At 71.9% G+C, this 24,597-nt stretch carries 23 protein-coding genes and 1 pseudogene; 8 read left to right on the top strand and 16 right to left on the bottom strand.

Annotated features, from left to right (window positions below):
- Together NBM05_RS13180 and xdhC are read left to right on the top strand one after the other, a co-directional pair.
- Positions 1-156, top strand: a pseudogene (locus NBM05_RS13180) (MaoC/PaaZ C-terminal domain-containing protein); the annotation flags it as partial.
- A 32-nt stretch (positions 157-188) separates the two neighbouring features.
- Positions 189-1,019 carry a xanthine dehydrogenase accessory protein XdhC gene (gene xdhC, locus NBM05_RS13175; RefSeq protein WP_254168322.1) on the top strand — a complete coding sequence of 277 codons (831 nt, stop codon included), beginning with the start codon at positions 189-191 and terminating at the stop codon, positions 1,017-1,019.
- Here the strand turns inward: xdhC and NBM05_RS13170 are convergent.
- A complete protein-coding gene (locus NBM05_RS13170) occupies positions 934-2,229 on the bottom strand; it encodes an alpha/beta hydrolase family protein (RefSeq protein WP_254168320.1) in 1,296 nt (431 codons plus the stop codon). The genes xdhC and NBM05_RS13170 overlap by 86 nt on opposite strands.
- A gap of 151 nt (positions 2,230-2,380) precedes the next feature.
- Positions 2,381-2,569, bottom strand: a complete 189-nt coding sequence (locus tag NBM05_RS13165) for a hypothetical protein (RefSeq protein WP_254168318.1) — start codon at positions 2,567-2,569, stop codon at positions 2,381-2,383.
- Between the two features lie 307 nt (positions 2,570-2,876).
- On the opposite strand from NBM05_RS13165, the gene NBM05_RS13160 reads away from it, so the two are divergent.
- Both NBM05_RS13160 and NBM05_RS13155 read left to right on the top strand, forming a co-directional pair.
- Positions 2,877-4,259: a carboxylesterase family protein gene (locus NBM05_RS13160; protein ID WP_254168316.1), complete on the top strand. Its 1,383-nt coding sequence runs from the start codon at positions 2,877-2,879 to the stop codon at positions 4,257-4,259.
- A gap of 200 nt (positions 4,260-4,459) precedes the next feature.
- On the top strand, positions 4,460-5,503 hold the full coding sequence (locus NBM05_RS13155) for a helix-turn-helix domain-containing protein (RefSeq protein ID WP_254168314.1): 1,044 nt from the start codon (positions 4,460-4,462) through the stop codon (positions 5,501-5,503).
- A 39-nt stretch (positions 5,504-5,542) separates the two neighbouring features.
- Here the strand turns inward: NBM05_RS13155 and NBM05_RS13150 are convergent, their stop codons facing one another.
- The 4 genes from NBM05_RS13150 to NBM05_RS13135 form a co-directional block, all read right to left on the bottom strand.
- Positions 5,543-5,713, bottom strand: coding sequence for a Y-family DNA polymerase (locus tag NBM05_RS13150; RefSeq protein ID WP_302183997.1), 171 nt, complete (start codon positions 5,711-5,713; stop codon positions 5,543-5,545).
- Positions 5,714-5,746: 33 nt separating this feature from the next.
- Entirely contained in the window at positions 5,747-6,058 is a 312-nt protein-coding gene (locus NBM05_RS13145; RefSeq protein WP_309248170.1) for a LexA family protein, read from the bottom strand.
- A gap of 108 nt (positions 6,059-6,166) precedes the next feature.
- Positions 6,167-6,997 carry an SDR family NAD(P)-dependent oxidoreductase gene (locus NBM05_RS13140; protein WP_309248169.1) on the bottom strand — a complete coding sequence of 277 codons (831 nt, stop codon included), beginning with the start codon at positions 6,995-6,997 and terminating at the stop codon, positions 6,167-6,169.
- A gap of 240 nt (positions 6,998-7,237) precedes the next feature.
- The gene (locus tag NBM05_RS13135; protein WP_254168310.1) at positions 7,238-8,371 is read right to left on the bottom strand and encodes an oxidoreductase; all 1,134 of its coding nucleotides are present in this window, start codon (positions 8,369-8,371) and stop codon (positions 7,238-7,240) included.
- A gap of 49 nt (positions 8,372-8,420) precedes the next feature.
- On the opposite strand from NBM05_RS13135, the gene NBM05_RS13130 reads away from it, so the two are divergent.
- Positions 8,421-8,870, top strand: a complete 450-nt coding sequence (locus NBM05_RS13130; RefSeq protein WP_309248168.1) for a MerR family transcriptional regulator — start codon at positions 8,421-8,423, stop codon at positions 8,868-8,870.
- Positions 8,871-9,442: 572 nt separating this feature from the next.
- Here the strand turns inward: NBM05_RS13130 and NBM05_RS13120 are convergent.
- Positions 9,443-9,688, bottom strand: coding sequence for a hypothetical protein (locus NBM05_RS13120; protein WP_254168304.1), 246 nt, complete (start codon positions 9,686-9,688; stop codon positions 9,443-9,445).
- Positions 9,689-10,172: 484 nt separating this feature from the next.
- Here NBM05_RS13120 and NBM05_RS13115 point away from each other — a divergent pair, with 484 nt between their 5' ends.
- Entirely contained in the window at positions 10,173-10,421 is a 249-nt protein-coding gene (locus tag NBM05_RS13115; RefSeq protein WP_254168330.1) for a glutaredoxin domain-containing protein, read from the top strand.
- A 487-nt stretch (positions 10,422-10,908) separates the two neighbouring features.
- Here the strand turns inward: NBM05_RS13115 and NBM05_RS13110 are convergent, their stop codons facing one another.
- Positions 10,909-11,688 (bottom strand): Rossmann-fold NAD(P)-binding domain-containing protein, encoded by a 780-nt coding sequence (locus NBM05_RS13110; protein ID WP_254168302.1) that lies wholly within the window; start codon positions 11,686-11,688, stop codon positions 10,909-10,911.
- A 225-nt stretch (positions 11,689-11,913) separates the two neighbouring features.
- Positions 11,914-12,498 carry a MarR family winged helix-turn-helix transcriptional regulator gene (locus NBM05_RS13105; protein ID WP_254168291.1) on the bottom strand — a complete coding sequence of 195 codons (585 nt, stop codon included), beginning with the start codon at positions 12,496-12,498 and terminating at the stop codon, positions 11,914-11,916.
- Between the two features lie 91 nt (positions 12,499-12,589).
- On the opposite strand from NBM05_RS13105, the gene NBM05_RS13100 reads away from it, so the two are divergent.
- The gene (locus tag NBM05_RS13100) at positions 12,590-14,047 is read left to right on the top strand and encodes an FAD-dependent monooxygenase (protein WP_254168289.1); all 1,458 of its coding nucleotides are present in this window, start codon (positions 12,590-12,592) and stop codon (positions 14,045-14,047) included.
- 52 nt (positions 14,048-14,099) lie between these two features.
- Here the strand turns inward: NBM05_RS13100 and NBM05_RS13095 are convergent, their stop codons facing one another.
- From NBM05_RS13095 to NBM05_RS13070, 6 genes are all read right to left on the bottom strand, one after another.
- The gene (locus NBM05_RS13095) at positions 14,100-15,470 is read right to left on the bottom strand and encodes an MFS transporter (protein ID WP_254168287.1); all 1,371 of its coding nucleotides are present in this window, start codon (positions 15,468-15,470) and stop codon (positions 14,100-14,102) included.
- Positions 15,471-15,665: 195 nt separating this feature from the next.
- Positions 15,666-16,463 carry a putative hydro-lyase gene (locus NBM05_RS13090; protein ID WP_254168328.1) on the bottom strand — a complete coding sequence of 266 codons (798 nt, stop codon included), beginning with the start codon at positions 16,461-16,463 and terminating at the stop codon, positions 15,666-15,668.
- Positions 16,464-16,533: 70 nt separating this feature from the next.
- Positions 16,534-18,366 (bottom strand): acetyl/propionyl/methylcrotonyl-CoA carboxylase subunit alpha, encoded by a 1,833-nt coding sequence (locus NBM05_RS13085; RefSeq protein ID WP_254168285.1) that lies wholly within the window; start codon positions 18,364-18,366, stop codon positions 16,534-16,536.
- Positions 18,367-18,395: 29 nt separating this feature from the next.
- A complete protein-coding gene (locus NBM05_RS13080; protein WP_254168326.1) occupies positions 18,396-19,952 on the bottom strand; it encodes a 5-oxoprolinase subunit B/C family protein in 1,557 nt (518 codons plus the stop codon).
- Positions 19,953-20,190: 238 nt separating this feature from the next.
- The gene (locus NBM05_RS13075; RefSeq protein ID WP_254168283.1) at positions 20,191-20,955 is read right to left on the bottom strand and encodes a LamB/YcsF family protein; all 765 of its coding nucleotides are present in this window, start codon (positions 20,953-20,955) and stop codon (positions 20,191-20,193) included.
- Between the two features lie 32 nt (positions 20,956-20,987).
- Positions 20,988-22,298, bottom strand: a complete 1,311-nt coding sequence (locus NBM05_RS13070; protein ID WP_373689337.1) for an NRAMP family divalent metal transporter — start codon at positions 22,296-22,298, stop codon at positions 20,988-20,990.
- Between the two features lie 236 nt (positions 22,299-22,534).
- Here NBM05_RS13070 and NBM05_RS13065 point away from each other — a divergent pair, with 236 nt between their 5' ends.
- Positions 22,535-23,227, top strand: a complete 693-nt coding sequence (locus NBM05_RS13065; RefSeq protein ID WP_254168280.1) for a GntR family transcriptional regulator — start codon at positions 22,535-22,537, stop codon at positions 23,225-23,227.
- Between the two features lie 161 nt (positions 23,228-23,388).
- Here the strand turns inward: NBM05_RS13065 and NBM05_RS13060 are convergent.
- A partial coding sequence (locus NBM05_RS13060; protein WP_254168278.1) for a peroxidase-related enzyme occupies positions 23,389-24,597 on the bottom strand: 1,209 nt, incomplete at its 5' end.

The raw sequence follows: 24,597 nt of genomic DNA, 5'->3' as shown, positions 1-24,597 counted from the left end.
GTGCGCTACGCCGGCGCCAGCGGGGACTTCAACCCCATCCACTGGAACGAGCGGTTCGCCCGCGCCGTCGGACTGCCGGGCGTCATCGCTCACGGCATGTTCACGATGGGCGCGGCGGTCCAGCTCGCGGCCCACCGGGACGGGGGCCCCCGCGCCGCCGCACCCCCGCGGGAGGCGAAGACGGCCTGATGGAGTGGTTGGACGCCCTGCGGCGCCTGGACGACGAGGGCGCCGCGTGCGTCCTGGTGACCCTGACCGCGGTCCGCGGGCACGCGCCGCGGGCGGCGGGGGCCAAGATGGTCGTGTCCCGGGACGGGGCGTGGGACACCGTGGGCGGCGGGAACCTCGAGGCCACCCTGACGGACCGGGCGCGCCGGATGCTCGAGGACGGCGAGTCCGAGCCCTGTTCCGTGACGATCCCGCTCAACGAGCACGCCCGCACCCGCTACGGCCGGCAGTGCTGCGGCGGCGAGGTCGCTGCGTTCCTGGAGCCCCTGCGGGCGATGCCGGTGGTCGCGGTCTTTGGGGCCGGGCACGTCGGCCTCGAGCTGGCGCGGGCCCTGCACCGGCTGCCGGTGGCGGTCGAGCTCGTCGACAGCCGGGCCGCGGCCGTGGACGCCGTGCGCGCCCTGGACGCCCTCGAGGGCCCGGCCCGGATCCGGGGGCACCACGCCCCCGCCCCGGAAGGGTTCCTCCGGGACCTCCCCGCGGGCAGCCACGTGCGGATCATGACCCACGACCACGCCGAAGATCTCGTCCTGTGCGATGCCGCCCTGCGGCGGGAGGACCTGGGCAGCATCGGCCTGATCGGCTCCTCCGCCAAGTGGGTGCGCTTCCGCAAGATGCTCCGGGAGCAGGGGCACGACGACGCCGCGATCGCGCGCATCGCCTGCCCCATCGGCCTCCCCGGGGTCACCGGCAAGGCCCCGGCCGTCATCGCCCTGAGCGTGGCGGCGGAGCTGGCGGAGGCTGTCCGGGCGCCCCGGCGGGAGGCCTCGCGGGGGCCCGGCGCGGGCTGAGCCGCTCGTCCAGCCAGTCGAGGGTGCGCTGGGCCGTGAGCTCCCGGGCCAGCGGCTGGCAGTGGAAGGAGGCCCCCTCGGCCTCCGTGAACGGCACGAACGTGGACCCCTCGACCATCCCCGAGAGCTCCTCGGACTGCCCCGGGAAGAACTGTTCGCGGTCGGGGTCGGCGATCAGGACCGGGGTGCTCACCCGCCCGGCGACGTCGCGCACCTGGTAGCGGGAGACGGCGTCGAGCGTCTCGGCGAAGCCGCTGGTCCCGTAGGGCCGCGTCCGGAAGTCCCACACCGCCCGGGTCCGCCGCCCGCGCGGGGTCCGCATGCCCAGCTCCATGGCGCGCTCGAACTTCGCGTGCTCGCCCCGGTCGTAGAGCCGCAGCAGCGGCGCCGGGATCTCCTTCCGCCACGACGCGGCCACGTCCACCACGCCGCCGTCGAGCACGGCCGCCGCGAAGTGGTGCTCGAAGGCCAGCGCCCGGGTTGCCCAGTAGCCGCCCTGGCTGATGCCGTACAGGGCGATGCGCTCGGGGTCGACGTCGTCGCGGGCCAGCAGGTGCTCCATCACCGGGGTCAGCACCGCCTCCCAGTCGGGGCGGAAGGGGATCCCGTGCTCGAAGAGCATCGACTGCTGGCCGGGGCCGTCGAAGAGGAGGACGCCGTAGCCGCGCTCCAGGGCGGCGTCGGCGATCTCACACCACAGTCCGCTCAGGGTGCCGTCGCTGCCGTTGACGACCACGAGGGTCGGTGCCGGCGGGCGGGAGTCCTCGGGGTGGAAGTGCCAGCCGGGCATCGGGGTTCCTTCGTAGGGGATCTCCACCTCGTCGACGCTCCAGCGGCCCGTGGCCACGAAGGCCTCCCACACGAGCCGGTGCCTGCGGAAGGTGGGGAGCAGCGCGTCCGTGTCGGGGAGGTGGTCCACGCTCTCCAGGGCGGTGGCGAGGTAGTTGGCGGAGCGGAGGAAGGCCCGCGCGGCGCCGGGGCGGTGGCCGCGGGCGGTCGCGGCGTCGCCGACGGCGGCGAGGTGGTTACCGAGGTCGGACCATGCCGAGAACCAGCCCGAGTGGTCACCCTCCTCGACGCGGGCCACGGTGGCGAGCACCTCGCCGGGCTCGCTCCCGCCCCGGCTGGCCCGGCCCAGCAGGCAGCGGACGGCGAAGTCCCAGGAGGCGTCCCGGTAGAAGCCGTCGCGGTAAACGGTGTGCGGTCTCATGGGTCCAGCCCCTCGCGGTCAGTGACGGCGGTCACTTTTTATCATAGGGGTGGTGTGGTGGGCTGGGTGGGATGCGTTTCGGAGCGCGTCTCAGACGATGGCACGCCTCTGGGAGCGGTGAGGCACGGTCGTTTCGCGAAGCGGACACGGCTTATTCGTACGGTTGGCGGGGATCCCGCCTGCCCTGGGGCGGGCTGAGGGAGAAGATTCGTCCGCCCCACATCAGCATCACCGTGCCGACGGGCAGGAACATGAGTGCCGGGGTCCACCGCGCGAAGATCAGGAGGGCTAAGGCCGCGAGCAGAATGATGAGGGCGATGATTCTCGTCGTCTTCTTCATGCTGTCATCTCCTGACAGAGGCTGCTCGGGGGAGGGGGTCGGTCCAGCGTGATATGCGAGATTCAGCATGAATTTTACCTTTGCTATCCATGCCTCACGAGGGGTGATGGAAAGATGACGTCGCACCCGCCCCGTCTCGGTGGGGGCACCACGGGGGCGCGAGGCGCGGCGTCACGGGCCGCGGGCCGCGGCGCCGTCGTGCGACGATGGACTTCGCTCCGCCGCCCGGTGGGCTCCGGCATCGCTGCCGGACGAGCCCTGGGCCGTGAGGCAGAGGATCCCAAGATGCCAGAGCGAAGGAGCATGCATGACCGGACGACTCGTCGAGCTTCCGGCGGGCGAGGTGCGCGGGGAGCGGGACGGCGTCGTCGTGCGCTTCCCCGGCATCCGGTACGCGACCGCCGAGCCCTACGGCATGCCGAGCGCGTGGATTGGCCCCGAGGCTGCCGCGCGTCAGGTTGGTACCGAAGCGGCCGCACGCCAGCCCGGCCCCGAGACCACCACGCTCCAGGTCGAGCACCCGCCGGCCTCCCCGCAGACCAGCTCGGTCATGCTCGAGACCCTACTCGGCGGGTTCCCCGAGCACATCGGCCAGGACCCGCAGTGCCAGTACCTCTCCGTGACGGCCCCCGAGTCGGCCCGGCCGGGGGAGCGGCTTCCGGTGATGGTGTGGATCCACGGCGGCGGCAACGCCAACTCCAACCCGGAGTTCTCCGTCTACGACCCGCGCTGGCTGGTCGAGGAGCAGCGGGTCGTGGTGGTCAAGCCGACCTACCGGCTGGGCTATCTCGGCTTCGGCGGGCACCGCGCGGACCACTTGCCGAACCTCGGCGCCATGGACCTGCTGGAGGCGCTGCGCTGGGTCCAGGCGCACATCGGCGCCTTCGGCGGGGACCCCGAGAACGTGACCCTGTTCGGTCAGTCCTCCGGCGGGGACATGGCGCTGTCCCTGATGGGCACCCCTTCGGCGGACGGGCTGTTCCGCCGCGTGATCGCCCAGAGCCCGCCCCTGGGCATCCGGGGCATGAGCGCACGGTTGCGGGCGAAGGTCACCGCCAAGCTCGACGCCGAGGCGGCGGCCCACGCGGCCCCCACCCTGATCGAGTACCAGCAGGCGATCGAGAAGGCCGCCTGGCTCTACGGCTCCGGCTTCATGCCCTTCGGCATCCAGTGGGACGCCGCGCCGTTCGCCGGGCCCGGGACCAAGCGCGCCAAGATCCTCACCGGCGCGCGGGGCCGGGACGTGCTGATCGGGACCAACGACGCCGAGTCGGGCATGTACCTGCCCGCCATCCCTGGCATCAAGAGCATCTACGACGACCCGCGCTGGGCGCGGTGGGTGCGCCTGCTGCTGGTCCGCCCCACCACCTACGGGATCTTCTCGGGCGCCTCGCGGAGGCTGTCCCGGGCGCTGAGGTCCGCGGCGGCGTCGAGTGCGTACTACCGCTTCTCCTGGACCCCGACGCCGGCCACGGCGGCCATCCACATGGCCGAGCTGCCGCTGCTGTTCGGCGGTCCAGACAACGAGACCTGGAGGGGTTCGCCCCTGCTGCCGGTCAGCGACGAGGCGGAGGTCGCCCGGGCCGGGGCCGCGGGGGAGGAGCTGCGCAGGATCTGGGGGCGCTTCGCGCGCTCGGGGCGGATCGAGGCCGGCCCGGCGCTGGACGACGGCTTCTTCGTGGAGCGCTGAGAGGGGTGCCGCCCCGGCGCCTGCGTGCTTGACTGGGAGGTCGTCAGAAGTTCCCGCGGGCGGTCGACCGCATGCTCACTGCGGCATATGTCCTGCCGAGGCCACCCGGCCGCCCGGTCCGGCCGCGGAATCCCGGCCTGGCCTGACGGTCGAGGGCGAGAAGCTTGGCCGGGGTCGGGAACGGTGGTCAACTGCTGGGTATGAACGACATGCACAAGGGGGACTTCGGACGTTTCGTGGCCGACGCCCGACGCCGCGCCCAGCTGACCCAGAGAGAGCTCGCCGCCCGGATCTTCGTCACCGAGTCCGCGGTGTCGAAGTGGGAGCGCGGCCTCTCCTATCCCGACATCGCCACCCTGCGCTCGCTGGCCGGCGCGCTGCAGGTCACGGAGGGTGAGCTCGTCACCGCCAGCGAGGACCGGCGCGGGCGCCGCGACGCGCGGCAGGCCCGCAGCCACCGCCGCTGGAGGGCCGGCGTCTTGATCGGCACGTCCGCGGTCTACGCGGCGACCCTCCTCGCCTGCCTCGTCGTCAACCTGTCGGTCCAGCACACCCTGTCCTGGTCCTGGATCGTGCTGGGGGCGGTGGCGCTGGCGTTCTCGCTGACGACGCTGCCCCTGCTGGTGCGGCGGCGGCGCGGATGGGCGGCGCTCGCGGGAGCGCTGGTCTCGCTGGCGGCGATGCTGGGCGCCGTCGAGCTCCTCTACGGCGGCGGGTTCTATCGCGTCACCATGGCGAGCGTCCTGCTCGGCGCGGTGCTGGTGTGGGGGCCGCTGCTCGTGCGGTCCTTCGGGACGCCGGGGCTCCGGCGCCACGCGGCGGTCCTGGCCCTGGCGGCGGACACGGTCGCGCTGTTGCTCTTCCTCTGGCTCGTCCTGGACGCCACGGGGCAGGGGGCATGGTTCGGGGTGTTCGCGTTGCCGGTCGCGGCGATGGTGCTGGGGATCGCCTGGTCCGTGACGCTGGTGCTGCGCTACCTGCCCGTGGGCCGGCTGCGGCGGGCAGCGGTGGCTCTGGTGCTGGGCGCGGCGTTCTTCACGGCGGTTCCTCCGGCGGTCGACGTGTTACTGACCGGGGCTCCCTACCGCTTCCGGCCGTTCGACCTGCTGCGCTGGGAGTCTGCGACCATCGGTGGGAACGTCAACGCGCTCGTCGTGCTGACGATGCTTGCCGGGGCCGTCGTCGTGCTGGCCTTGTCTGCGGTGCCGGAACGAACTGGGGGCGGGGCGCGGCGGGCGTCGTGACGGCGGGCCGCCCGGTGCGGACCGCGGCCCGGCAGTGAGCTATTTGATCTCGAACCAGGCCATGACTTTCTTGAAGCCCAGGCCCGTCGCCTCCGTCGAGCAGGCAACCGTCATGCCGTCGTTATTGCTCAGCACGACGATGGGCCGACCCGCCAGAGAAGGATCCAGGATCCGCTCGGCGGAGGCGTGGGAGCTGTTGACGTCGACCAGGAAGGTCCAGCGAGGGGGGGCTGCCGCCTGTGGTCATCGGCGCCCGGTGTGGAAGGGGCGCAGCATGTGCACGCACCGGGTGATGACACCCCAGATGACCACATCGGTCTCCTCGGTGATCAGCAGATCCTCGTAGCCTGGATTCGCGGGGGAGAGGGCGCGTTTCGTCTTGGTGGAGACCATGCGTTTGATGGAGAACCCGCCGTCGATGGCCGCCAGGACCACATCGCCGTGTTGGGGTCCGATGCCGCGGTCAACGACCACGACTTCGCCTTCGGAGATCCCGGCGTCCAGCATCGAGAACCAGGAGACCCAGAGGAAGAAGTTCGAGACCTTGTCGCGGATCAGCAGTTCTGAGCCGGCTGGGCTTGCGTTGAGGCCGCGCGTGTGAATCGAGGGATCGATGACGTGCGGGACGGTTTGACTTGAACACCGCCCCGCAGATGGCGGGAACTAGTTCGAGGGGCGGCTGCTGCGTGCGAACTCGGCGGCCTTGACTGGGTCACTGAGGGTTCGGTTGCGGGCGGCACCGTCCTTAGTGGCCTGATTTCCGCCGATAACGTGGTCTTCGCCTGCGAACAGTGCATCGAGGCCTTGCCGGGCGACCTGGGCCGGGTCGTTCTTCCAGTCATTCGACCCGAACTTCGTGTTCCCCATGCCGGCGGTGTGGTGGAAATCGGTCGCGGTCGCACCGGGCAGCAGAGCGGTGACGCCGACGCCGTGTTCCTTCATCTCCTCACGCAGTCCCTCGGCGAAGGACAGCATAAACGCCCGGGTCGGACCATAGATCGACTCGTAAGGCGTCGGCGTCAGTGCCGAGCAGGAAGTCGTGACAAGAATGTTGCCCGCCTGCTGCCCGGCCATGTGTCGCACGACGTGCTTGGCCAGGCGTACCTGCCCGGTTACGTTCAAGGCGAGCATCTGCAGCTCTTCGTCGAGGTCAGTGTCGAGGAAAGCGCCGCCAAGACTACGCCCGGCGTTCAAGCACGCAACATCGAGCGGACGCCCAATCTGACTAACGGCCTGCCATACCTGCTCGATACCCTCAGCTGAGGTTAGGTCAGCCTGTACAGGAATAACCTGGACCCCGCCGATTCGGTCGCCAAGATCGTTGATGCGGTCGCTCGCACCGACCCCCACGATGTCGTACCCACGCTCGGCCAGTTGGCTGGCGAGCTGAAAACCGATACCTGCGGATGCGCCTGTGACGAGAGCAAGAGTCATACGTTGACTATATGGAACCGTGTCCTTAACCGTCCAGCCCGGGCCATCGACGGCGGCCATGCAACCCGCGCACCTTTGACCCCTTGCCATGCTGAGCGTTGAACGACCTGTGATGGCTGCGTGGGATGTGTCTGTTGGCCATGGCTGATCGCGTGCAAAACATCGTCTGGGAGTAACGTCTTGCTACAGCGGATTTAGCACCTACTTTTGCACCATTAATCCGCACTCCGGGACCCCCGGTCGGCCCTCGGCGCAGGGTGGGGCAAAAATCACCGATTCTGCCCCACCCGTATTCGTGAGTTATTGGATCGTCAGTTGAGCATCAGCGTCGAGCTCCCAATCTTGAACGGTGGCAAGGCCCCCAAATTTGCGCGGTGAGAAGGCAGGCTCCAGCGGGTGCTCACGCAGGACACGGAGGGGCCAGTCGCGATTCGACAGGGCCGCCATACCGATAGCGACAAGATCCGCGGCCCCTTCTTCCAGCAAAGTATGGGCTGGCTCGGATGTGTTGATAGAACCGTTGGCGATGATGCTCAGGTTCGGTGCGAACTCGCGTGCGAGCTGAGCCAGGCTCCGCGAGTCCTGTCCGGGGAATGCGGGCTCGGTGGCAATGTGCTCGGTGACGTGAAGGTAGTCCAGCCCCGTCTCGGCCAGGGTTGTGAAAATGGTTGCGGCTTCTGCGACTCCCCCGGTCCACTTGTGATGCAGGTCGCTGACCTTGCCCTGGGAGATGCGAATGCCAACCGTGAAATCGGGGCCCACGGCCGTTCGAACTGCACGAGCGATCTCCGCGGACAGTCTGATCCGATTCTGTGCACTGCCGCCGTAGTTGTCGTCTCGATGGTTGAGGTAGTCAGTCAAGAACGCATCGAGTAGGTACCCGTTTGCTCCGTGAATCTCGACTCCGTCGAAGCCTGCCTGCTGGGCCCGCAGCGCAGATGCTACGAACGCTTCTCGCACCCGGGTTAGCCCGTCAACGTCTAGCGGCATAGGGGTGGGGTAGGGGCCCTGCCCGCGGTACATCGCAAGCTGTTCCCCACGCGCTGGAATGGCAGAGGGGCCGAGCACTCCTGTCTCATGTGCGTTGCCTTGTCCCTGTGGGCCGGAGTGCTGTAGCTGAGCGATGATGTTGGCACCCTCGCGGTGAACGGCGGCAGTTACCCTCCGCCAGGCCTGCACATGCCGTTCGGTGGCCATTCCAGCCTGGCGAAGGTACGTCTGGCTGTGGGCAGCGTCGATGAAAGATCCCTCGGTGATGATAGTGCCGAAATCACCCGCGGCGAAGATTCGATAGTACTCAGCGGTTTGCTCGGTGACCGTGCCGTCGGCTTCCGCGCTGACGCGAGTCATGGGTGAGAGTACGGCGCGATTGCGCAACGTGGTCGAGCCCAGTTGATAGGGCTGAAACAACGTTGATGCGGCAGGGTCGGTCATTTTTATCGTCCTCACTTCTAGTCTGGTCGGTGGCGTCGCCTGATGGGCGGTGAATCCTCGACGTATCATAGGAGTTCACATCAATGTCAGGTTCAAGCTTGGGGGGAGAATCGTGCGCATCGGGGCATTAGCTCAGCAGGCCGGGGTCAGCACCCGCTCACTGCGCTACTACGAGGAACAGGGACTTCTCAGCGCCGAACGTACTCCAGGCGGTCAGCGCGAGTACGGTAAAGGTGCGGTGCACCGGGTTCGGCGCATCCAAGAGTTGTACGCCGCGGGGATGCACAGTGCCACCATCAAGCGCCTCTTGCCCTGCACGCGAGACATTGATGGTGGCCCATCGGAAGTTGCCGACGCTCAGCTTGCACTCGATCTCGCGCATGAGCGAGAGCGGATCCGAGAGCAGATCACGGCCCTGAAAACATCCCTTGCGGCCTTGGACCGGGTGATCGACGCCGCGTCGGAGGCAACTCCTGACGGGCAGGGAGGACCTCGATGACTTCGATCTCAGCCGGGTACCCCTGCGGGTCTTGCCCCTACCGGTGTGACGCACCGTCGAAGGGTGTGGGATGCCAGCGAGTACGAGAAGCTTCCCGCCTACGACCGGGAGACCATCGAGCAGCCCACCGCGTTGTTCTACTGCCACCAGCAAGACGGGTGACTGTGCGCCGGCTGAGTCGGCACGCATGTCTTGACCCAGAACCTCGCGGTGCGCATCGCTGGACCCGTACCCACACCGCCAAATGTAACCGGCATCATCCCAGTCTGAGCTGGTGGGCGCACCTCCACTCGCATCTGCACTGATCCCTCAGTCCCGCCGCTAGAACGCTCTGGGGCTCCCGGCCACGAGGGGGCAGGTAGGCCACCTGATCATTAGCGGCAAGGCGCCCTCATGCCGGGATCTCGCCTGCCGCGATCGCTGCCCGTGGCCGGCCTCGACGCGACGACAGTCGCTCGTAGGGGGCGAACATCACGACGACAGCTCACACAAAATAGGGGTGGGCAGATACTCTGCCCACCCCTGACGCATCTCGGTGATGATCGACCGGCCCGGTTCACAGCCCTGACGATTTACCTCCAGTAAGTGATCATGGAGTACCAGTAAGGACTGCCGGAACCGATTTTGTGATAGGTGCAGCGCTCGTTGATTTTGACCTTGTATCCGGAGTCAATGCGGTGCCGCACCTCGGCCGCGGTGCCGCGTTCACAGTTGGTGGGGTGCGAAAAGAGCATTCCCTCCGTCGAAGCCGCTTGTGCTGGGGTGGCTACCAGCAGCGTCCCGGCGGCCAGTGCCATCGCCGCCAGTCCCGATGTCACTCTCGTTCTGATCCTCATGGCGTCCTCCACGTGGTAGTGAGCGCTGACACTCGCGGAGTATACCGATGGGTACCCAACAAGAGGTGAAATATTGCCCGACTCATTTTCGCGATCATGATCAGTCGCTATCAGAAGATAAAAATGAATCACGTGCATAGGGCTCAAGAGACCCCATCACTGATGCCGGGCACGTCGAACCCGCGATGACCTGCATCGTCCAAGAACGCGCGTTGCAGTACTGCGAGGACACGTTCATTCATCAGCACCACCTAGTGATCGCTTTCGTGGAGATCTCACAGTGGCCCGACGGGGACCTCGCGCACACCTGCTGGCGGCGCTCCGGCTGCCGGATGCCGCTGGGGGAGAAGACCGAGCGCATCGACACCGAATAGCAATTCCCGGCCCCGCCAGACTTCACCGGGAGGGGCAGCGGCAAACCCTCGCCCCTCCCGGTCACCGACCGAGGAGACCCGCCACGTCAGAGCTGACCTTCTATACCAAGCCCGCATGCGTGCAGTGCGCCGCGACCTTCTGCGCCCTGGACTCCCACGACATCACCTACGACGTCGTCGACCTCACCGAAGGCGACGCCGCACTGGAGCGGATCAAGGAGCTGGGCTATCTCCGGAGTCCGGTCGTGGTCACCGAGACCGAGCACTGGTCCGGTTTTTGCCCCGACAAGATCGAAACACTGAACACCTCGACGAACACCCCAAAGGGGGATCGAGTATGACCGAGCCCAAGCAGACGCAGCGGTATCTCTCCAACCGGGAGGCCTACACCCTCCTGGGGATCTCCGAATTCATCTTCTACAAGCGCCTGTAGAAGCACCCGCTGATCGCCGATGTGCAGGTCGGCAACGAGAGGGGCTACACCGAAGAGACGGTGCAGGAATGGGGCGCGTCAATCCCGAAACAGGGCCGCCCGCGCCGCGATCCGTCCTACGTGTTCACAAACTAGGGTCGCAAGGTGGGTTTCTGTGCGGTCAGCAAAAACGCTAGTTTTCGGACACTTTTCAAGCTCTCTCAGGCCCTCGTGCGACTCGAGGTTCTGGTGCTCAGGGATTGGCCAATTCAAAAACAGAACCTGACTGCGACCGCGGGAACGTCAACGCGCTTGTCGTGCTGGCGACGCTAGTCGGGGCCGTCGTCGTGCTGGTCCTGTCTGCGGTGCCGGCGCGAACTGGATCGGAGCGCTCGGCGTCTCCTGGGCCCTGTCCCTCACCGTCCGTCGACGATCTCCGCGTACCCCTCCCGGAACGTCGGGTACCGCAGCGCGCCGAGCAGGGCGAGCGCCCGGGCGCCGTCGTACTCGCTGCCGCCGCCGCGCTCGGGGTCCGCGTGCGGCGGCGTCGGGAGGCCCAGTCGGTCCGCGAGGTAGGCGACCACCTCGCCCAGCGGCCGGCCGGGGGCGCGGTCGACGGCGTGGACCAGGCGCGGCGCGGCGGGGTCGCCGAGCATCGCCTGGAGGAGGGCCGCCAGGTCGACCTCGTGGATGCGGTTGGTGCGCCGGGCGTGGTCCACCGGGGCGGCGTCGAGCACCTTGCGCAGCAGCATGTCCCGGCCGGGGCCGTAGATGCCCGCCGGGCGCACCACCTGCGCGCCGAACAGCTCGACCGCCAGCGCCTCCCCGCGCAGCAGGGACCTGGCCCGGGGTGAGGCGGGGGCGGGTTCGTCGGCCTCGGTGACGGCCCGCGCGTCGGTCCACCCCTCGAAGACGCGGGTGGAGGAGACGAAGATCGCGCTCTCCGGCGGGTGCGGCAGGGCGGCCGCGAGGTGCTCCAGGGCGGCGCGGTAGCCGTCCTCGGCCTCGAGCTCCGCGAGGCCGCTGGGGGTCAGGGCGATCACCAGGGCGTCCGCCCGTGGCAGCTCCTCCGGCAGGGGGTTCCGGAGTTCGGCCGGCAGCACGGGGAAGGCGCCGGGCTCCTGGGGCGGGGTGCGGCGGAGGCCGACGACGTCGCCCCCGGCCTGGACCAGCAGCTCGCCCAGGCGCGTGCCCACCCGACCGCAGCCGACGATCAGGGTGCGGCCCGGGGGCCGGGGGGAGGGTGTGGCGGCCCGAGGAGAGGGTGCGGTAACCGCGGGGGAGGGTGCGGTGGCTCCGGGGGAGGGCGCGACGGCACCGGGGGAGGGCACGGCCGTCGCCGTCTCAGTGGGGCGGGGTGCGGCGGGGGGGGGTCGTCGGCATCGGTGCTCCTGGTGCGTCGGTCGAGGATTCCTTCGAGCCTACGAGGGGCGGGTGCGGCTTGTCCTTCGGCTTCGCCGTCGGTGATGCCCCGCCGCGGGCCGGTCCTGCGCCCGCCCGTTCGCCCCCGCCGCGGGCTCACCGCGCAGCCGCTCGTTCGCCGCCGCGGCCGCCGTCGTCATCCGCGCCAGGAAGGCCACCACGGTCCGCGCCTCGGCGGGGTCGGTCCCGCGCAGCGCCGTCGCGATCTCCTTGCCGGAGAAGGCCAGGAAGCGCCTGCTCTCCCGCCGCGCCCCCTCGGTGGCCCGCAGGGTGACCCGGCGCCGGTCGGCCCCCTCGCGGTGGCGCCGCACGTGCCCGGCCGCCTCGAGCCGGTCGATCAGCGCCGTGGTGGCGCCCGAGGTCATCCCGATGCGGCGCGCCAGCACGCTCGGGGAGAGCGGCTCCTCGCCCTCCTCCGCCCACACGATCTGGCCCAGCGCGTTCGCGTCCGAGGCCGGCAGCCGCATCCACGCGCCGAGGTGCCGGTTGAGCTCCTCGGAGGTCACCACCCAGTCGCGGAGCCCGAGCATGACCTCCACCTCCTCGGTGGACCAGGTCGTGGCCAGGGGGTCGACGTCGTCCATGCCTCTTTACCTTTGCTGTGAAGTAGCTTTACTGTAAAGCTTAACCGAACCGCATCCCGCGGGGAAGAAGCCCCCCTCGTCAGGAGTCCCCATGCCCAGACCTCACGCAGTGATCTCCGGGGCCAGCATCGCTGGCCTTTCCGCGGCCTGGTGGCTCGCCCGCACCGGATGGCGGGTGACCGTCGTCGAGCGGGCGCCCGAGTTCCGCGACGGTGGCCAGAACGTGGACGTCCGCGGCGTCGCCCGCGAGGTGCTCGAGCGCATGGGACTGTTCGACGCCGTCAAGGCCCGGAACACCACCGAGACGGGCACCGTCCTCGTGGATGCGGAGGGCCGCGTCACCGCCGAGCTGCCCTCCGAGGGGACGGACGGGGCCACGGCCGAGCTCGAGGTCCTGCGCGGGGACCTGGCTCGCGTGATCCTCGATGCCCTGCCCGAGGGCGTGGAGACGATCTACGGCGAGACGATCGAGGAGATCGACGACTCGTCGACTCGACCCGCCGCGATGCGTGGTGACGAGTCGTCGAGAAGTCACCCCGAGCCGTTTGACGACTCGTCAGCGGACGGCGCGGATCGCCCCCTCGCCCTGACCACGGACGCGGGGCGGACCCTGCGCGCGGACCTGCTGGTCGTCGCCGAGGGCGTCCGCTCGCGGACCCGGGACCACCTCCTCGGCGACGCGGTGGACGCCCGCGACCTCGGCGTCACGATGGCCTTCGGGACCATCCCCCGCACCCCCGCCGACGACGACCGGTGGCGCTGGCACAACGCCGTCGGCGGCCGCCAGATCCACCTCCGCCCGGACCCGTACGGCACGACGCGCGCGATCCTCTCCTTCACCGACGACCGGGACACCGCCGAGCTCGAGCTGCCCGAGGCCCTGGCCCGCCTGCGCGAGCGCTACGCCGGTGCCGGCTGGGAGAGCGAGCGCGTCCTGGCCGGCTTCGAGGCCTCCGACGACGTCTACATCGACCACCTGACCCAGATCCGCATGCCGCGCTGGCACCGCGGCCGGACGGTCCTGCTGGGCGACGCCGCGTGGTGCGTGACCCCGATGGGCGGCGCGGGTGCCTCCCTGGCCCTGACCGGCGGATACGTGCTCGCGGCGTCGTTGGCGCGGGCCGCCGCGGAGGCCGAGGCCGCCTCGGAGACGCGGGCCGCCTCGGAGGTCCAGTCCGCCTCAGGCGCGGGGAAGGAGACCGGGGCAGGGGCACAGGCCGCCTCGGGCACGGAGTCGAATACCGCGGTGAAGCCGGAGACCGTGGCGGATCCGGCCGACGACGTCGTGCCTGCGCCCCTCCCGGCCGACCTCGGCCCCGCCTTCGAGTCCTTCGAGGAGTGGATGCGGCCGCTCGTGGACCAGGTCCAGAGCCTGCCGAAGGGTCTGATCCGCTTCGCCTACCCCCGCACCCGCACGGGCCTCCGGCTCCGGGGTCTGGCGGACAAGGTGCTGCTGTCCGCCGCGTTCAGGCCCGTGGTGCGGCGGATGACCCGCCTCGCGCAGAGCGAGCGCCCCCTGCCGGAGCTCCCGGCCTCCGCCGCGCGCTAGTCTCGCCCGCGCCGGTCCTTCCCCGGGCCAGGCCACCGCCCGGCGTCGTCCCTCAGCGCCGCTTCCGCCTCCCCTGGACGTCCACGGCCGTGGTGTCCAGGCGCGGGTCGAAGGACTGGGTGACCGGGGCGGCGTCGGAGTGCCGCGGCGCGAACCGGATGCCGACCAGGGCGACCACCGTGAGCAGCCCGAAGAACGCGACGACGGACCAGAAGTTCCCGCCGAAGGCGATCAGCAGCGACGAGGCGATCGCGGGCGAGAGCCCGCCCCAGACCGCGGCGCCGACGCCGTAGGACAGCGACATCGAGGTGTAGCGCGACTGCGGGCGGAACATCTGCGCCATCAGCGCCGAGAGCGGCCCCCACGCGCCGCTCAGCGTGATGCGGATGACGATGACGAACACCCAGATCAGGGCCACACTCCGGTTCTGGATGGAGAGCACCAGCGGGATGATGCACACGAACGACAGCACGGAGCCGAGGTACATGACGAGCTTCAGCCCCACCTTGTCGCCGAGGTAGGCGATGGGCAGCGTCACGATCGCCTCGACGAAGGAGGCGACGGTCATCGCGCCCAGGATGATCGCCGGGTCGAGGCCAATCTCGGGGCTGTCCGCGTAGTTCTGGACGAAGGTCGTGGCGACGACGTAGCCGCCGGAGGACATCGCGACGATGCACATGCCCATGAGGATCGGCAGCCAGTTGTTCCGCAGCGCGTAGAGGATCGGCGTCGACTGCTCCTGCCCCTCGACCCGCTGCTCGAAGACCGGGGTCTCCTCGACGCGGTAGCGCACCCAGAACCCCACCGCGATGAGCACGACGCTGAACAGGAACGGCACGCGCCAGCCCCAGGAGAGCAGGACGTCGTCGCCCATGGACGCCAGGATCCAGAACATCCCGGAGGCCATCAGCGCCCCGAGCGGGTTGCCGACCTGGGTGAAGCCGCCGTAGAAGCTCTTCCACTTCGGGGGCGCGCTCTCGACCGACATCAGGCTCGCCCCGCCCCACTCGCCGCCGACCGCCAGGCCCTGCGCCATGCGGCACACGATGAGCAGGATGGGCGCCCAGATGCCGATGGCGGCGTAGCTCGGGAGCACGCCGACCAGCGTCGTCGCGACCCCCATGAGCAGCAGCGTGATGGTGAGGGCGGGCTTGCGGCCCAGCTTGTCGCCGACGTGGCCGAAGATGATCCCGCCCAGCGGGCGCATGAAGAAGGCGACGGCGTAGGTGCCGAAGGAGGCCAGCGTGGCGACGGCCGGGTCGAGGTCGGCCGGGAAGAACACGTGCGGGAACACAATCGCGGCGGCGGTGGCGTAGACGTAGAAGTCGTACCACTCGATGGAGGTGCCGACGAGCGCGGCGGCCCCGCCCTTGAGCGCCCTGCGATGCGAGTTCACGGGTGCCGATGCGGCTGGTGCGGACATGATCGACCCTTCGCCGAGAAAATGTGGATCCCCTGGTGAGAATGGTAGATCCAGGTGTCCCGCACCACCAGGGGGAGGGGAGGGGCAGTTTCGGAGGGGCCCACCGTGGTCGCGGACGACGCCGGCCGCTCTGGTGGCGACTCGTCGCTCGCCGGCCGCTCGGGCGGACGACTCGTCGCTCGTCGTCCGCCCGCGCTACGCCAGGTAGTTCGCGTCCGGCACGTCGGTGACGAACATGTGCCCCGGCGCGTGGGTGAGGGCGAAGGGCGGCCGCGAGGCCACGATCGCGGCCTGCGGGGTGACGCCGCAGGCCCAGAAGACCGGGACCTCGCCGTCCCGGATTTCGGGGGCGTCGCCGAAGTCGGGGGCGCCGAGGTCCGCGATCCCCAGCCCGGCCGGGTCGCCCACGTGCACGGGCGCCCCGTGCACTGCCGGGTACCGGCCCGAGATGCGCACCGCGTCGGCGACCCGCCCCGCCGGGATCGGCCGCATGGACACCACCAGGTCGCCGCTCAGGCGGCCGGCGGGGGCGCAGGCGCGCGCCGTCCGGTACATCGGGACGTTGCGGCCCAGCTCCTGGTGGCGGATCGGGATGCCGGCCTCGGCCAGCCCGGCCTCGAAGGTGAAGCTGCAGCCGATCAGGAACGAGACGAGGTCCGGGTGCTCCTCCCACGCCGACGACGCGTCGGCCGTCTCCCCGGCCAGCTCGCCGTCGCGCCAGATCCGGTACGCGGGGAGGTCGGTGCGCAGGTCCGAGCCGGGGGCCATGCGGGAGGCGACGGACCCGGCGTCGAGCACCTCGAGCACCGGGCACGCCCGGGGGTTGCGCTGGGCGTAGAGCAGCACGTCGTAGGCCCAGTCGGCGGGGACCGCGATGAGGTTCGCCTGCACGAGCCCGGGGGCGACGCCGCTGGTCGGCTCGACGAGGCCGCCGCGGTAGGAGCTCCGGGCCGCTCGGGCCTGCTCGAGCTGCCGCGGGTCGGGAGGGATCACGCTCTCGGTGGCGGCGGTGCCGCTGCGCGTCACGGCGTCACCCCGCGCCACGGCGTCGGGCCCGTCCACGTCAGGCCGCCTCGATCGTGCCGAGGGGCGATCCGCCCGCGACCTGCTCGCCCGCCCCGACGGCGCGACGCAGCGTCCCGGAGCGGTGCGCCTTCACCGGGACCTCCATCTTCATCGCCTCCAGGACCGCGACCGTCTGGCCCTCCGAGACCGCCGCGCCGTCCTCCGCCTTCCAGGCGCTCAGGGTGCCGGCGAAGGGGGCGGTGACGGCCCCGGCGTCGGGATCCGCGCCGCCGGACGCGGAGGCGCCCGCTGCGTCCCGGTCACCGGGTCCGGTGCCGTCCGATCCGGTGCCGTCCGGCCCGGCGCCCGCGGCCTGATCACCGGCACCCGCGCCGCCCGCGCTCCCGCCGCCCGCCCCCAGATGCGCGAGCAGCGCCTCGGGAAGGCCGATCGTGGTGCGGCGCCCGTCGATCTCGAGGGGCAGGCGCGTGAGCCGCGGCTCCTCCGGGGCGGGGACGGCCGGATGCGCGGCGAAGTCGGCCGCGCACTCCTCCTCGATCCACCGCGTGTGCACGCCGAACCGGCCCTCCGGCGCGGTGAACGCCTCGTCGGTCACGACGTAGCGGGCGAAGGGCAGCACGGTCGCCACGCCGCGGACCTCGAACTCCGCGAGCGCCTGGCGGGACCGCGCGAGGGCCTGCTCCCGGTCCCGGCCCCACACCACGAGCTTGGCGATCAGCGAGTCGAAGGTCCCGGGGACGGTCTGGCCCGCGCGGAAGCCGGCGTCGAGGCGCACCCCGGGGCCGCTCGGGGCGTCGAAGACCTCCAGGGTGCCCGGCGTCGGCAGGTAGCCCAGGGCGGGGTCCTCGGCGTTGATGCGGAACTCGATCGCGTGGCCGAAGCTCGGGATCTCATCGGGCACGCCCATGGGCTCGCCCGCGGCGACCCGGAACTGCTCCTGCACGAGGTCGACGCCGGTGACCTCCTCGGTGACCGGGTGCTCGACCTGCAGGCGCGTGTTCACCTCCAGGAAGGTGAGCGTGCCGTCCTCGCCGAGCAGGAACTCCACGGTGCCCGCCCCGACGTAGTGCGCGGCGCCGCAGATGTCGGCCGCGGCCCGGTGGATCCGCTCGCGCAGCTCCTCGTCCAGGAACGGCGCGGGCGCCTCCTCCACGAGCTTCTGGTTCCTCCGCTGCAGCGAGCAGTCACGGGTGCCGAGCACCGCGATGCGGCCGTGCCGGTCGCCCAGCACCTGCGCCTCGAGGTGGCGCGGGCGCTCCAGGAAGCGCTCGACCAGGCAGTCGCCGCGCCCGAAGGCCGTCTCCGCCTCGCGCACGGCCGACTCGAAGGCCTCGGCGACGCGCTCGCGCTCGTGCACCACGCGCATGCCGCGGCCGCCGCCGCCGTGCACGGCCTTGATGGCCACCGGCAGGCCGTGCCGGTCGGCGAAGGCGAGGACCTCCTCGGCGTCCGCGACGGGCTCGTTGGTGCCCGGGGCGAGCGGGGCCCCCACGTCGTGGGCCAGCGTCCGCGCACTCGCCTTGTCGCCGAGGAGCTCGATGGTCTCCGGGTCGGGGCCGACCCAGACGAGGCCGGCCTCGGCGACCGCCCGGGCGAAGCTCGCGCTCTCGGAGAGGAAGCCGTAGCCGGGGTGGACGGCGTCGGCGCCGGAGCGGGCCGCGGCGTCGAGGATCTTGGCCTGGTCGAGGTAGGTCTCGGCCGGCGTGGTGCCCCGCAGGGCGTAGGCCTCGTCGGCCAGGCGCACGTGGAGGGCCTCGGCGTCGGCGTCCGCGTAGACCGCGACGGCGCGCAGGCCCGCCTCGTGCGCGGCGCGGATCACGCGGACCGCGATCTCGCCGCGGTTGGCGATGAGGACGGTGGTCAGCTGCATCGGATCGCTCCCTGTGAATGGTGACGGGCTCATGGGGTGGGTGTCTGGGTGGTCGGTGCGGGCGGGTCGGTGACGCCCGACGCGGCGCCGTCCTGCTCCGCGGGCGCGAGGGGCTCGAAGCGCACCCGCGCCCCGGGCGGCAGCTGCGCGGCGAGCCCGAGGTCGGCCTCGCAGACCACCCCGATCACCGGGTAGCCGCCGGTCAGCGGGCGGTCGGCGAGGAAGAGGACGGGCTGGCCGTCGGCCGGGACCTGGATCGCGCCCGTGGCGAGGCCCTCGCTGGGCAGCTCGCGCTCGCGGTGCTCGGGCGTCCGGGTCAGCGGGTCCCCGGCGAGGCGCACGCCCACGCGGTCGCTGCGCGGGGTCACCTCCCAGGCGGTCTCCCATAGGGCGCGGAGGCCCTCCGCGCCGAACCACTCCTCGCGCGGCCCGGGCACGACCCGCAGGCGGGCCTCCTCGCCGGGCGCGGGCAGCTCGGCCGGGTCCGGTTCGGGCAGGCCCACCGGCGCGCGGCCCGGGGCGCCCGCGCGCACGACGTCGCCCTCGGCCAGCGGGGCGGGGCCGAGACCGGCGAGCGTGTCGGCCGAGCGGCTGCCGAGCGTCCGCCCCGCCGCGACGCCGCCGCGCACCGCCAGCACCGTCCGCAGCCCGCGGGCGGGGGCCTCGAGGCGCAGGAGCTCGCCGGGGTCGAGGCGGAAGGCCCGGCCGGCCGGGGCGCGCCGGGTCCCGAAGGGCCCGGTGATCCGGCCCTCCCGGGGCGCTCCGGCCAGCGCGAGCACCGAGGCGCCGGGGCCGACGCCGCGCGCCTCGAACGCCCCGAAGCCCAGCTCCAGCGCGGCCGCATCCTCGGGGTTGCCGGCCAGGCGGTTCGCCCGCGCCAGCGCGCCGCGGTCCGCGGCCCCGGAGGCGCTCACGCCCAGGGCGGTCAGGCCGGGCCGCCCGGCGTCCTGGATAAGGGTCTGCAGGCCGGGGTCGAGGATCTCGAGGACCGGGGTCGCTCCGGGGTCCGCGCTCTCCTGGGCGGTCTGTGTTGGGGCGCGGTTCCGGTCCTGCGTGCCGGTCTGCGTGTTGTCCCGCGCCTCGGTCCGGTCCTGGCTCTGCGCCTCGGTCTGCGTGCGGTCCTGCGCCGCGGCCCCCGCCCCGGCGTCGTCGACCTCGACCGCCTCGCGCACGGCCTCGAACCGCACCGCGGCACCCGGCAGCAGGGCCGCGGGCTGCTCCCGTCCCAGGTCCCACATGCGGTGGCCCGTGCGGCCGATCAGCTGCCAGCCGCCGGGGCTCTCCCGCGGGTACACGCCGGAGAACGCACCGGCGAGCCCCACGGAGCCGGCCGGGATGCGGGGGCGCGGCGTCGAGCGGCGGGGCACCGTCAGCGCGGTGTCCCCGCCGGAGAGGTACGCGAAGCCCGGCGCGAAGCCGGTGAAGGCGACCGTGTACCGCGGCGCGACGTGGCGGGCCACCACCTCCTCGGGGCTCAGGCCGGTCAGCGCGGCGACCTCGGCGAGGTCCTCGCCGTCGTAGCGGACGGGGATCACGGTCTCGGGGGCCCCGGCGCGGGGGCCGGCCGTCCCGGGCCCGGAGAGCAGCGCCTCGAGGCGGGCCGCGAACGCCCGGGGAGCGGGCCGCGCGGCCGCGCACCAGCACGGTCTCGGCGGCGGGGACGACGTCGAGAACGTCGAGCTCCCCGCCGCGGCCGCGAGCAGCGCCCGTGCACGGCGAGCGCGCGGTCCAGGTCGCCGCAGTCGAGGATCACGGCGGCGTCGCCGGCCGGGCGCACGCGGGGCGGGGCGATCCGCGGGCCCGGGGCCTCCGGCGTCGTGCCCGTCATTGCGCGCCCACGAAGGAGGCGAGCCCGACGCCGCCGCCCACCAGGCGGTCGCGGACGGCCAGCGCCATCCGCACGGCGCCCTCGCTGTCGCCGTGCACGCAGATCGACTCGGCCTCGACCGCGACGTCGTTCCCGTGGCGGTCCGCGAGGACGCCCTCCTCGACCAGGCGGAGCATGCGCCCGGCGACGACGTCGGGCTCGTGCAGCGTGGCGCCCTCCTCCCGGCGGGAGACCAGGCTGCCGTCCGGCTCGTAGGCGCGGTCGGCGAAGGCCTCCGGGACCGCGCGGAGCCCGGCCGCGCGCGCCTGCCCCACGAGCTGCGAGCCGGCGAGGCACACGAGCGGCAGCTCCGGATCCACGGCCCGCAGCGCTGCGATCACGGCGTCGGCCTGCTGCTCGTCGTGGGCGATGGTGTTGTAGAGGGCGCCGTGCGGCTTGACGTAGGAGACGCGGGTCCCGGCGGCCCGGGCCAGCGCCTGGAGCGCGCCGATCTGGTAGATCACGTCCGCGGTGAGCTCGTCCTGGGAGACGCCCATGGGCCGCCGGCCGAAGCCGACGAGGTCCGGGTAGGCCACGTGGGCGCCCACCCGCACCCCCTCGCGCGCCGCGGACCGGAGCGTGGCGAGCAGGGACCGGGGGTCGCCCGCGTGGAAGCCGCAGGCCACGTTGGCGCTGGTGACCACGGAGAGCATGGTCTCGTCGTCGCCCAGGCGCCACTGGCCGAAGTGCTCGCCGAGGTCGCTGTTGAGGTCGATCTGCATGGTGGCAGCCTTTCCGGTGGGTCGAGCGCCGGCTACGCGGCGAGGAAGTCGAAGATGGCGGTGAAGGAGACCGCACCCATGTACCAGCTCATCACGGTGACGAGGACCCCGGCCACCCTCAGCCAGAGCGGCACCCGGTACCCGTTCAGCAGGTCGCGCCGGAACCAGGCCACGTACATGAACACGGTGAACCCGATCGGGAGGATCAGGCCGTTGAAGCCGCCGGCGAAGACCAGCAGCGCGGCCGGGGCGGTGCCCAGCGCCAGGTAGGAGACGGTGCCCACCGCGATGAAGCCGACCGTGGTCCAGTTGCGCACCCGGCCCTCGATCCGGGCCGAGAACACCGACGTGAACGAGACCGAGGTGAAGGCCGCGCCGATCACGCTCGAGATGCCGGCCGCCCAGAGGACCAGGCCGAACAGGCGCATGCCCAGCTCACCGGCCGCCGCGGCGAACGCGTCGCCGGCGGGGTTGCCGGCGACGTCGAGGGTCACCCCGCTCGCGACGACGCCCAGGAACGCCAGGAAGAGGACGAAGCGCATGACGCCGGTCACCCCGATCCCGAAGAACGCGGAGCGGGTGACCTCCCGGACGTGCTCCGGCCCCGAGACGCCGGCGTCGAGCAGCTTGTGGGCGCCGGCGTAGGTGATGTACCCGCCCACGGTGCCCCCGACGATGGTGGTGATCATCGCGAAGTCGACCGTGTCCGGCAGGACGGTCTGCCGTAGGGCCTCGCCCACCGGCGGGTCCGCCAGGACCGCGACGACGGCCGTGAGCACGATCATGAGCAGCCCCAGCCCGACCAGCGCGCGGTCCATCAGCATCCCGGCGCGCCTGACGAGGAAGATCGCGATCGCGAGCAGGGCGCTGAGGGCGCCTCCGACCTTGGGATCGAGCCCCAGCAGCGCGTTGAGCCCCAGCGCCGCGCCCGCGATGTTGCCGATGTTGAAGACGAGGCCGCCGAAGACGACGAGCGCCGCGAGGACGTACCCGCTGCAGGGGATGGCGGCGTTGGCGAGCTCGGCGGCGCGCTTGCCGCTGACCGTGACGATGCGCCAGATGTTGGCCTGCACCACGAAGTCGATGACGATCGAGGCGAGGATCCCGAACGCGAAGGCGGCCCCGAGCGCCTGGGTGAAGACCGCCGTCTGGGTGATGAAGCCGGGGCCGATCGCGGAGGTGGCCATCAGGAAGATGGCGCCGAGGAGGCTGCCGCGCCGGGCCTTGACGAAGGTGGCCCGCGCGGTGGAGTCGGCCGGGCCCGACGCCGTGCCCGATGCGCCGGGGGCATCGGAGGGCGTGGCCGATGGGACGGCCCCGGCGGGTGGTTCGCGATCGCTCATGGGTGGTCCTTCCGTCGGGCCTCGGCGGGGTCGGGGAGTGAGCTGACTCACTGAACGATAATGGCATTTCGTTCAACAAACAAGAGCAGGCCGGTGAGCGATAGTGGGGTAGTCGGCGCCCCGGGAGGAGCCGGCGTCGGATGCGGGTGGCTCAGGGGGGCGGGTGCTCGGCGCGCGCCGCGGCGACTCGGCGGCGCACGCGGTCGCGGGCGCGGCACTGGCTAGACTGGACGGCTATGAGCATCAAGAGCACCGGCGCGAGCCGCGAGCCGCAGGGTTCCGGGCCCGGGCGGGCGGCCTCCCGGACGGCGCAGGCCGTCGAGGCTCTCCGGACGATGATCGTCGACGGGGAGTTCGCCCCGGGGGAGGTGCTCCGGGAGGTCGAGATCTCCGAGCAGCTCGGGGTCTCGCGCAACACCCTCCGCGAGTGCTTCCGCCTGCTGGACCACGTGGGGCTCGTCGTGCTCGCCCCGTACCGCGGCGCCAGCGTGGCCACGCCCACGGTCGCCTCGATCCTCGACATCTACCGGGTCCGGCGCATCATCGAGGGTCAGGCGATCCTCGGGTCCTTTCCCGGTCACCCGGCGGTCGCCCAGGTGCGCCGCGCGGTCGAGCGCGGCAGGGAGGCCGCGCTCGGCGGGGACTGGCGCGGGGTCGGCAGCGCCGACATCGAGTTCCACCGCGGGATCATCCAACTGGCCGACAGCCCCCGGCTCACCCGCGTCTTCGCCGAGCTCTCCGCGGAGCTGCGCCTCGCCTTCGGCGTGATCGACGACCCCGAGTACCTGCACGCCCCGTTCCTGGAGCTCAACGGCTCTCTGCTGGAGCTCCTGGAGGCAGGGGAGGCCGCGAAGGCACAGCGTCTGCTCGAGTCCTACCTGCAGCGCGCCGAGAGGGTGCTGGTCTCGGCGTACGAGCGCCGGGGCTGAACCGGGCGCCGGACTGACGTGAGCGCTAGGGCTGACGTGAGCGCCGGGGCTGACGTCAGTGCCGGGGCCGACGCGAACGCCGGAGCGGCGAGGGCGGTGAGGCCGGAGGGCCGCGCCCACCCCCCTCCGGAGCGGGCCCGGCGTCGGGAGCGACCGGCGCGTCAGGCCCCGATGCGCTCCGGCTCGCCCAGCGACAGCATCAGCCGGTTGGCCCAGTTGAAGAAGGCCGCGCCGTTGATCATGTCGACGATCTCCCCGTCCTCGAGGCCGGCCCGGTGGAGGCGATCCACGTGCCCGGCAGAGAAGGCCTGCGGCGTGCGGGTCAACGCGGCCGACGCCGCCACGATCGCGTCCCAGCGCGCGCCCGCCTCGGCCGAGGGGAGCCCGGTGCCCGACGACGACTCGTCGGCGAGGCGGGGTGACGACTCGCCCTCGGACCGGCCCGACGACTCGTCGACCGGCCGGTGCGACGACTCGTCACCCGTCCCGCGGCGCAGCTCGGCCTCGACGCCGTCGTCGAGCAGTCGCTGCACGGCGTCGAGGTAGGAGGCGTCCTCCTGCACGGCGCGGTGCGAGTGGATCGAGGCGCAGAACAGGCAGCCGTTGAGGCGGGAGGCGACGGTCGCGGCGACCTCGCGCTCGGCGCGGGAGAGGCCGCCGTCGACGTTGTAGAAGATGTCGAAGTCCGTGAGGGTGCGGGCCTCGAGGGCGTCGGGGTCGCGGACCAGCAGGCGGAAGTACGGGCTCTTGGTGCGCGCGCGCTCCACGAGGGCCTCGCGCTGGCGGTCCGTCAGCGCGTCCTCCGCCACGGGTTCGATCCAGGGGAGCCACCCGAGGCCGCCCCGGGTGAAGCGGTCCGGGCGCTTGAGGTCGGGGTACTCGGTGACGCGCTCGTGCAGCGTGGTCGGCGTCTCGGAGCCGGCCAGCGTGGTGGAGCCGGCTGTTGCCTGGGAGCCGACCGGAGCCTCAGCGCCGGACTGAGTCTCAGCGTCGGCCGGCGCCTCGGAGCCGGTGGGGACCGCGGACCCCGCCAGGGTGGCGGTGCCGGAGCCCAGCGCGGCGCCCGCGCTGGCCGCCCCGGCGGGGGCCTCTGCGTCGTCGATGCCACCCGCCGCCGCGCCCGATGACGAGTCGTCACCGCCCAGCGCCGCGAGGCTCTCGGCCGCGCGGATCTGGAAGCTCAGGAACGAGATGAGCTGCGCCAGGGACACGACGCCGTCCTCGCCCCACCCGGTGTCGAGCAGCTCGCCCAGGTGGCGCGGCGCCGAGTCGCGGGGGTGCAGGACCAGCAGGTGCGCGTACTCCAGCGCGGCGGCCAGGCCCTCGCCCAGCGCGCGGCGGGCCGCGGCGGGCAGCCGGAAGGTCGGCCC

Origin of the sequence: Rothia santali (assembly GCF_024199905.1) — a bacterium.
GTDB classification, from domain to species: Bacteria; Actinomycetota; Actinomycetes; order Actinomycetales; family Micrococcaceae; genus Rothia; species Rothia santali.
This window is presented reverse-complemented; position numbering and strand designations above follow the sequence as displayed.

Coding starts and splice junctions, on each gene's coding strand:
- NBM05_RS13085 (WP_254168285.1), bottom strand. CDS start 18,366: ATGCAGCTGACCACCGTCCTCATCGCCAACCGCGGCGAGATCGCGGTC.
- NBM05_RS13170 (WP_254168320.1), bottom strand. CDS start 2,229: ATGAGACCGCACACCGTTTACCGCGACGGCTTCTACCGGGACGCCTCC.
- NBM05_RS13070 (WP_373689337.1), bottom strand. CDS start 22,298: ATGAGCGATCGCGAACCACCCGCCGGGGCCGTCCCATCGGCCACGCCC.
- NBM05_RS13100 (WP_254168289.1), top strand. CDS start 12,590: ATGCCCAGACCTCACGCAGTGATCTCCGGGGCCAGCATCGCTGGCCTT.
- NBM05_RS13155 (WP_254168314.1), top strand. CDS start 4,460: ATGAACGACATGCACAAGGGGGACTTCGGACGTTTCGTGGCCGACGCC.
- NBM05_RS13105 (WP_254168291.1), bottom strand. CDS start 12,498: ATGGACGACGTCGACCCCCTGGCCACGACCTGGTCCACCGAGGAGGTG.
- NBM05_RS13160 (WP_254168316.1), top strand. CDS start 2,877: ATGACCGGACGACTCGTCGAGCTTCCGGCGGGCGAGGTGCGCGGGGAG.
- xdhC (WP_254168322.1), top strand. CDS start 189: ATGGAGTGGTTGGACGCCCTGCGGCGCCTGGACGACGAGGGCGCCGCG.
- NBM05_RS13135 (WP_254168310.1), bottom strand. CDS start 8,371: ATGACCGACCCTGCCGCATCAACGTTGTTTCAGCCCTATCAACTGGGC.
- NBM05_RS13165 (WP_254168318.1), bottom strand. CDS start 2,569: ATGAAGAAGACGACGAGAATCATCGCCCTCATCATTCTGCTCGCGGCC.
- NBM05_RS13095 (WP_254168287.1), bottom strand. CDS start 15,470: ATGTCCGCACCAGCCGCATCGGCACCCGTGAACTCGCATCGCAGGGCG.
- NBM05_RS13075 (WP_254168283.1), bottom strand. CDS start 20,955: ATGCAGATCGACCTCAACAGCGACCTCGGCGAGCACTTCGGCCAGTGG.
- NBM05_RS13140 (WP_309248169.1), bottom strand. CDS start 6,997: ATGGCCGCCGTCGATGGCCCGGGCTGGACGGTTAAGGACACGGTTCCA.
- NBM05_RS13065 (WP_254168280.1), top strand. CDS start 22,535: ATGAGCATCAAGAGCACCGGCGCGAGCCGCGAGCCGCAGGGTTCCGGG.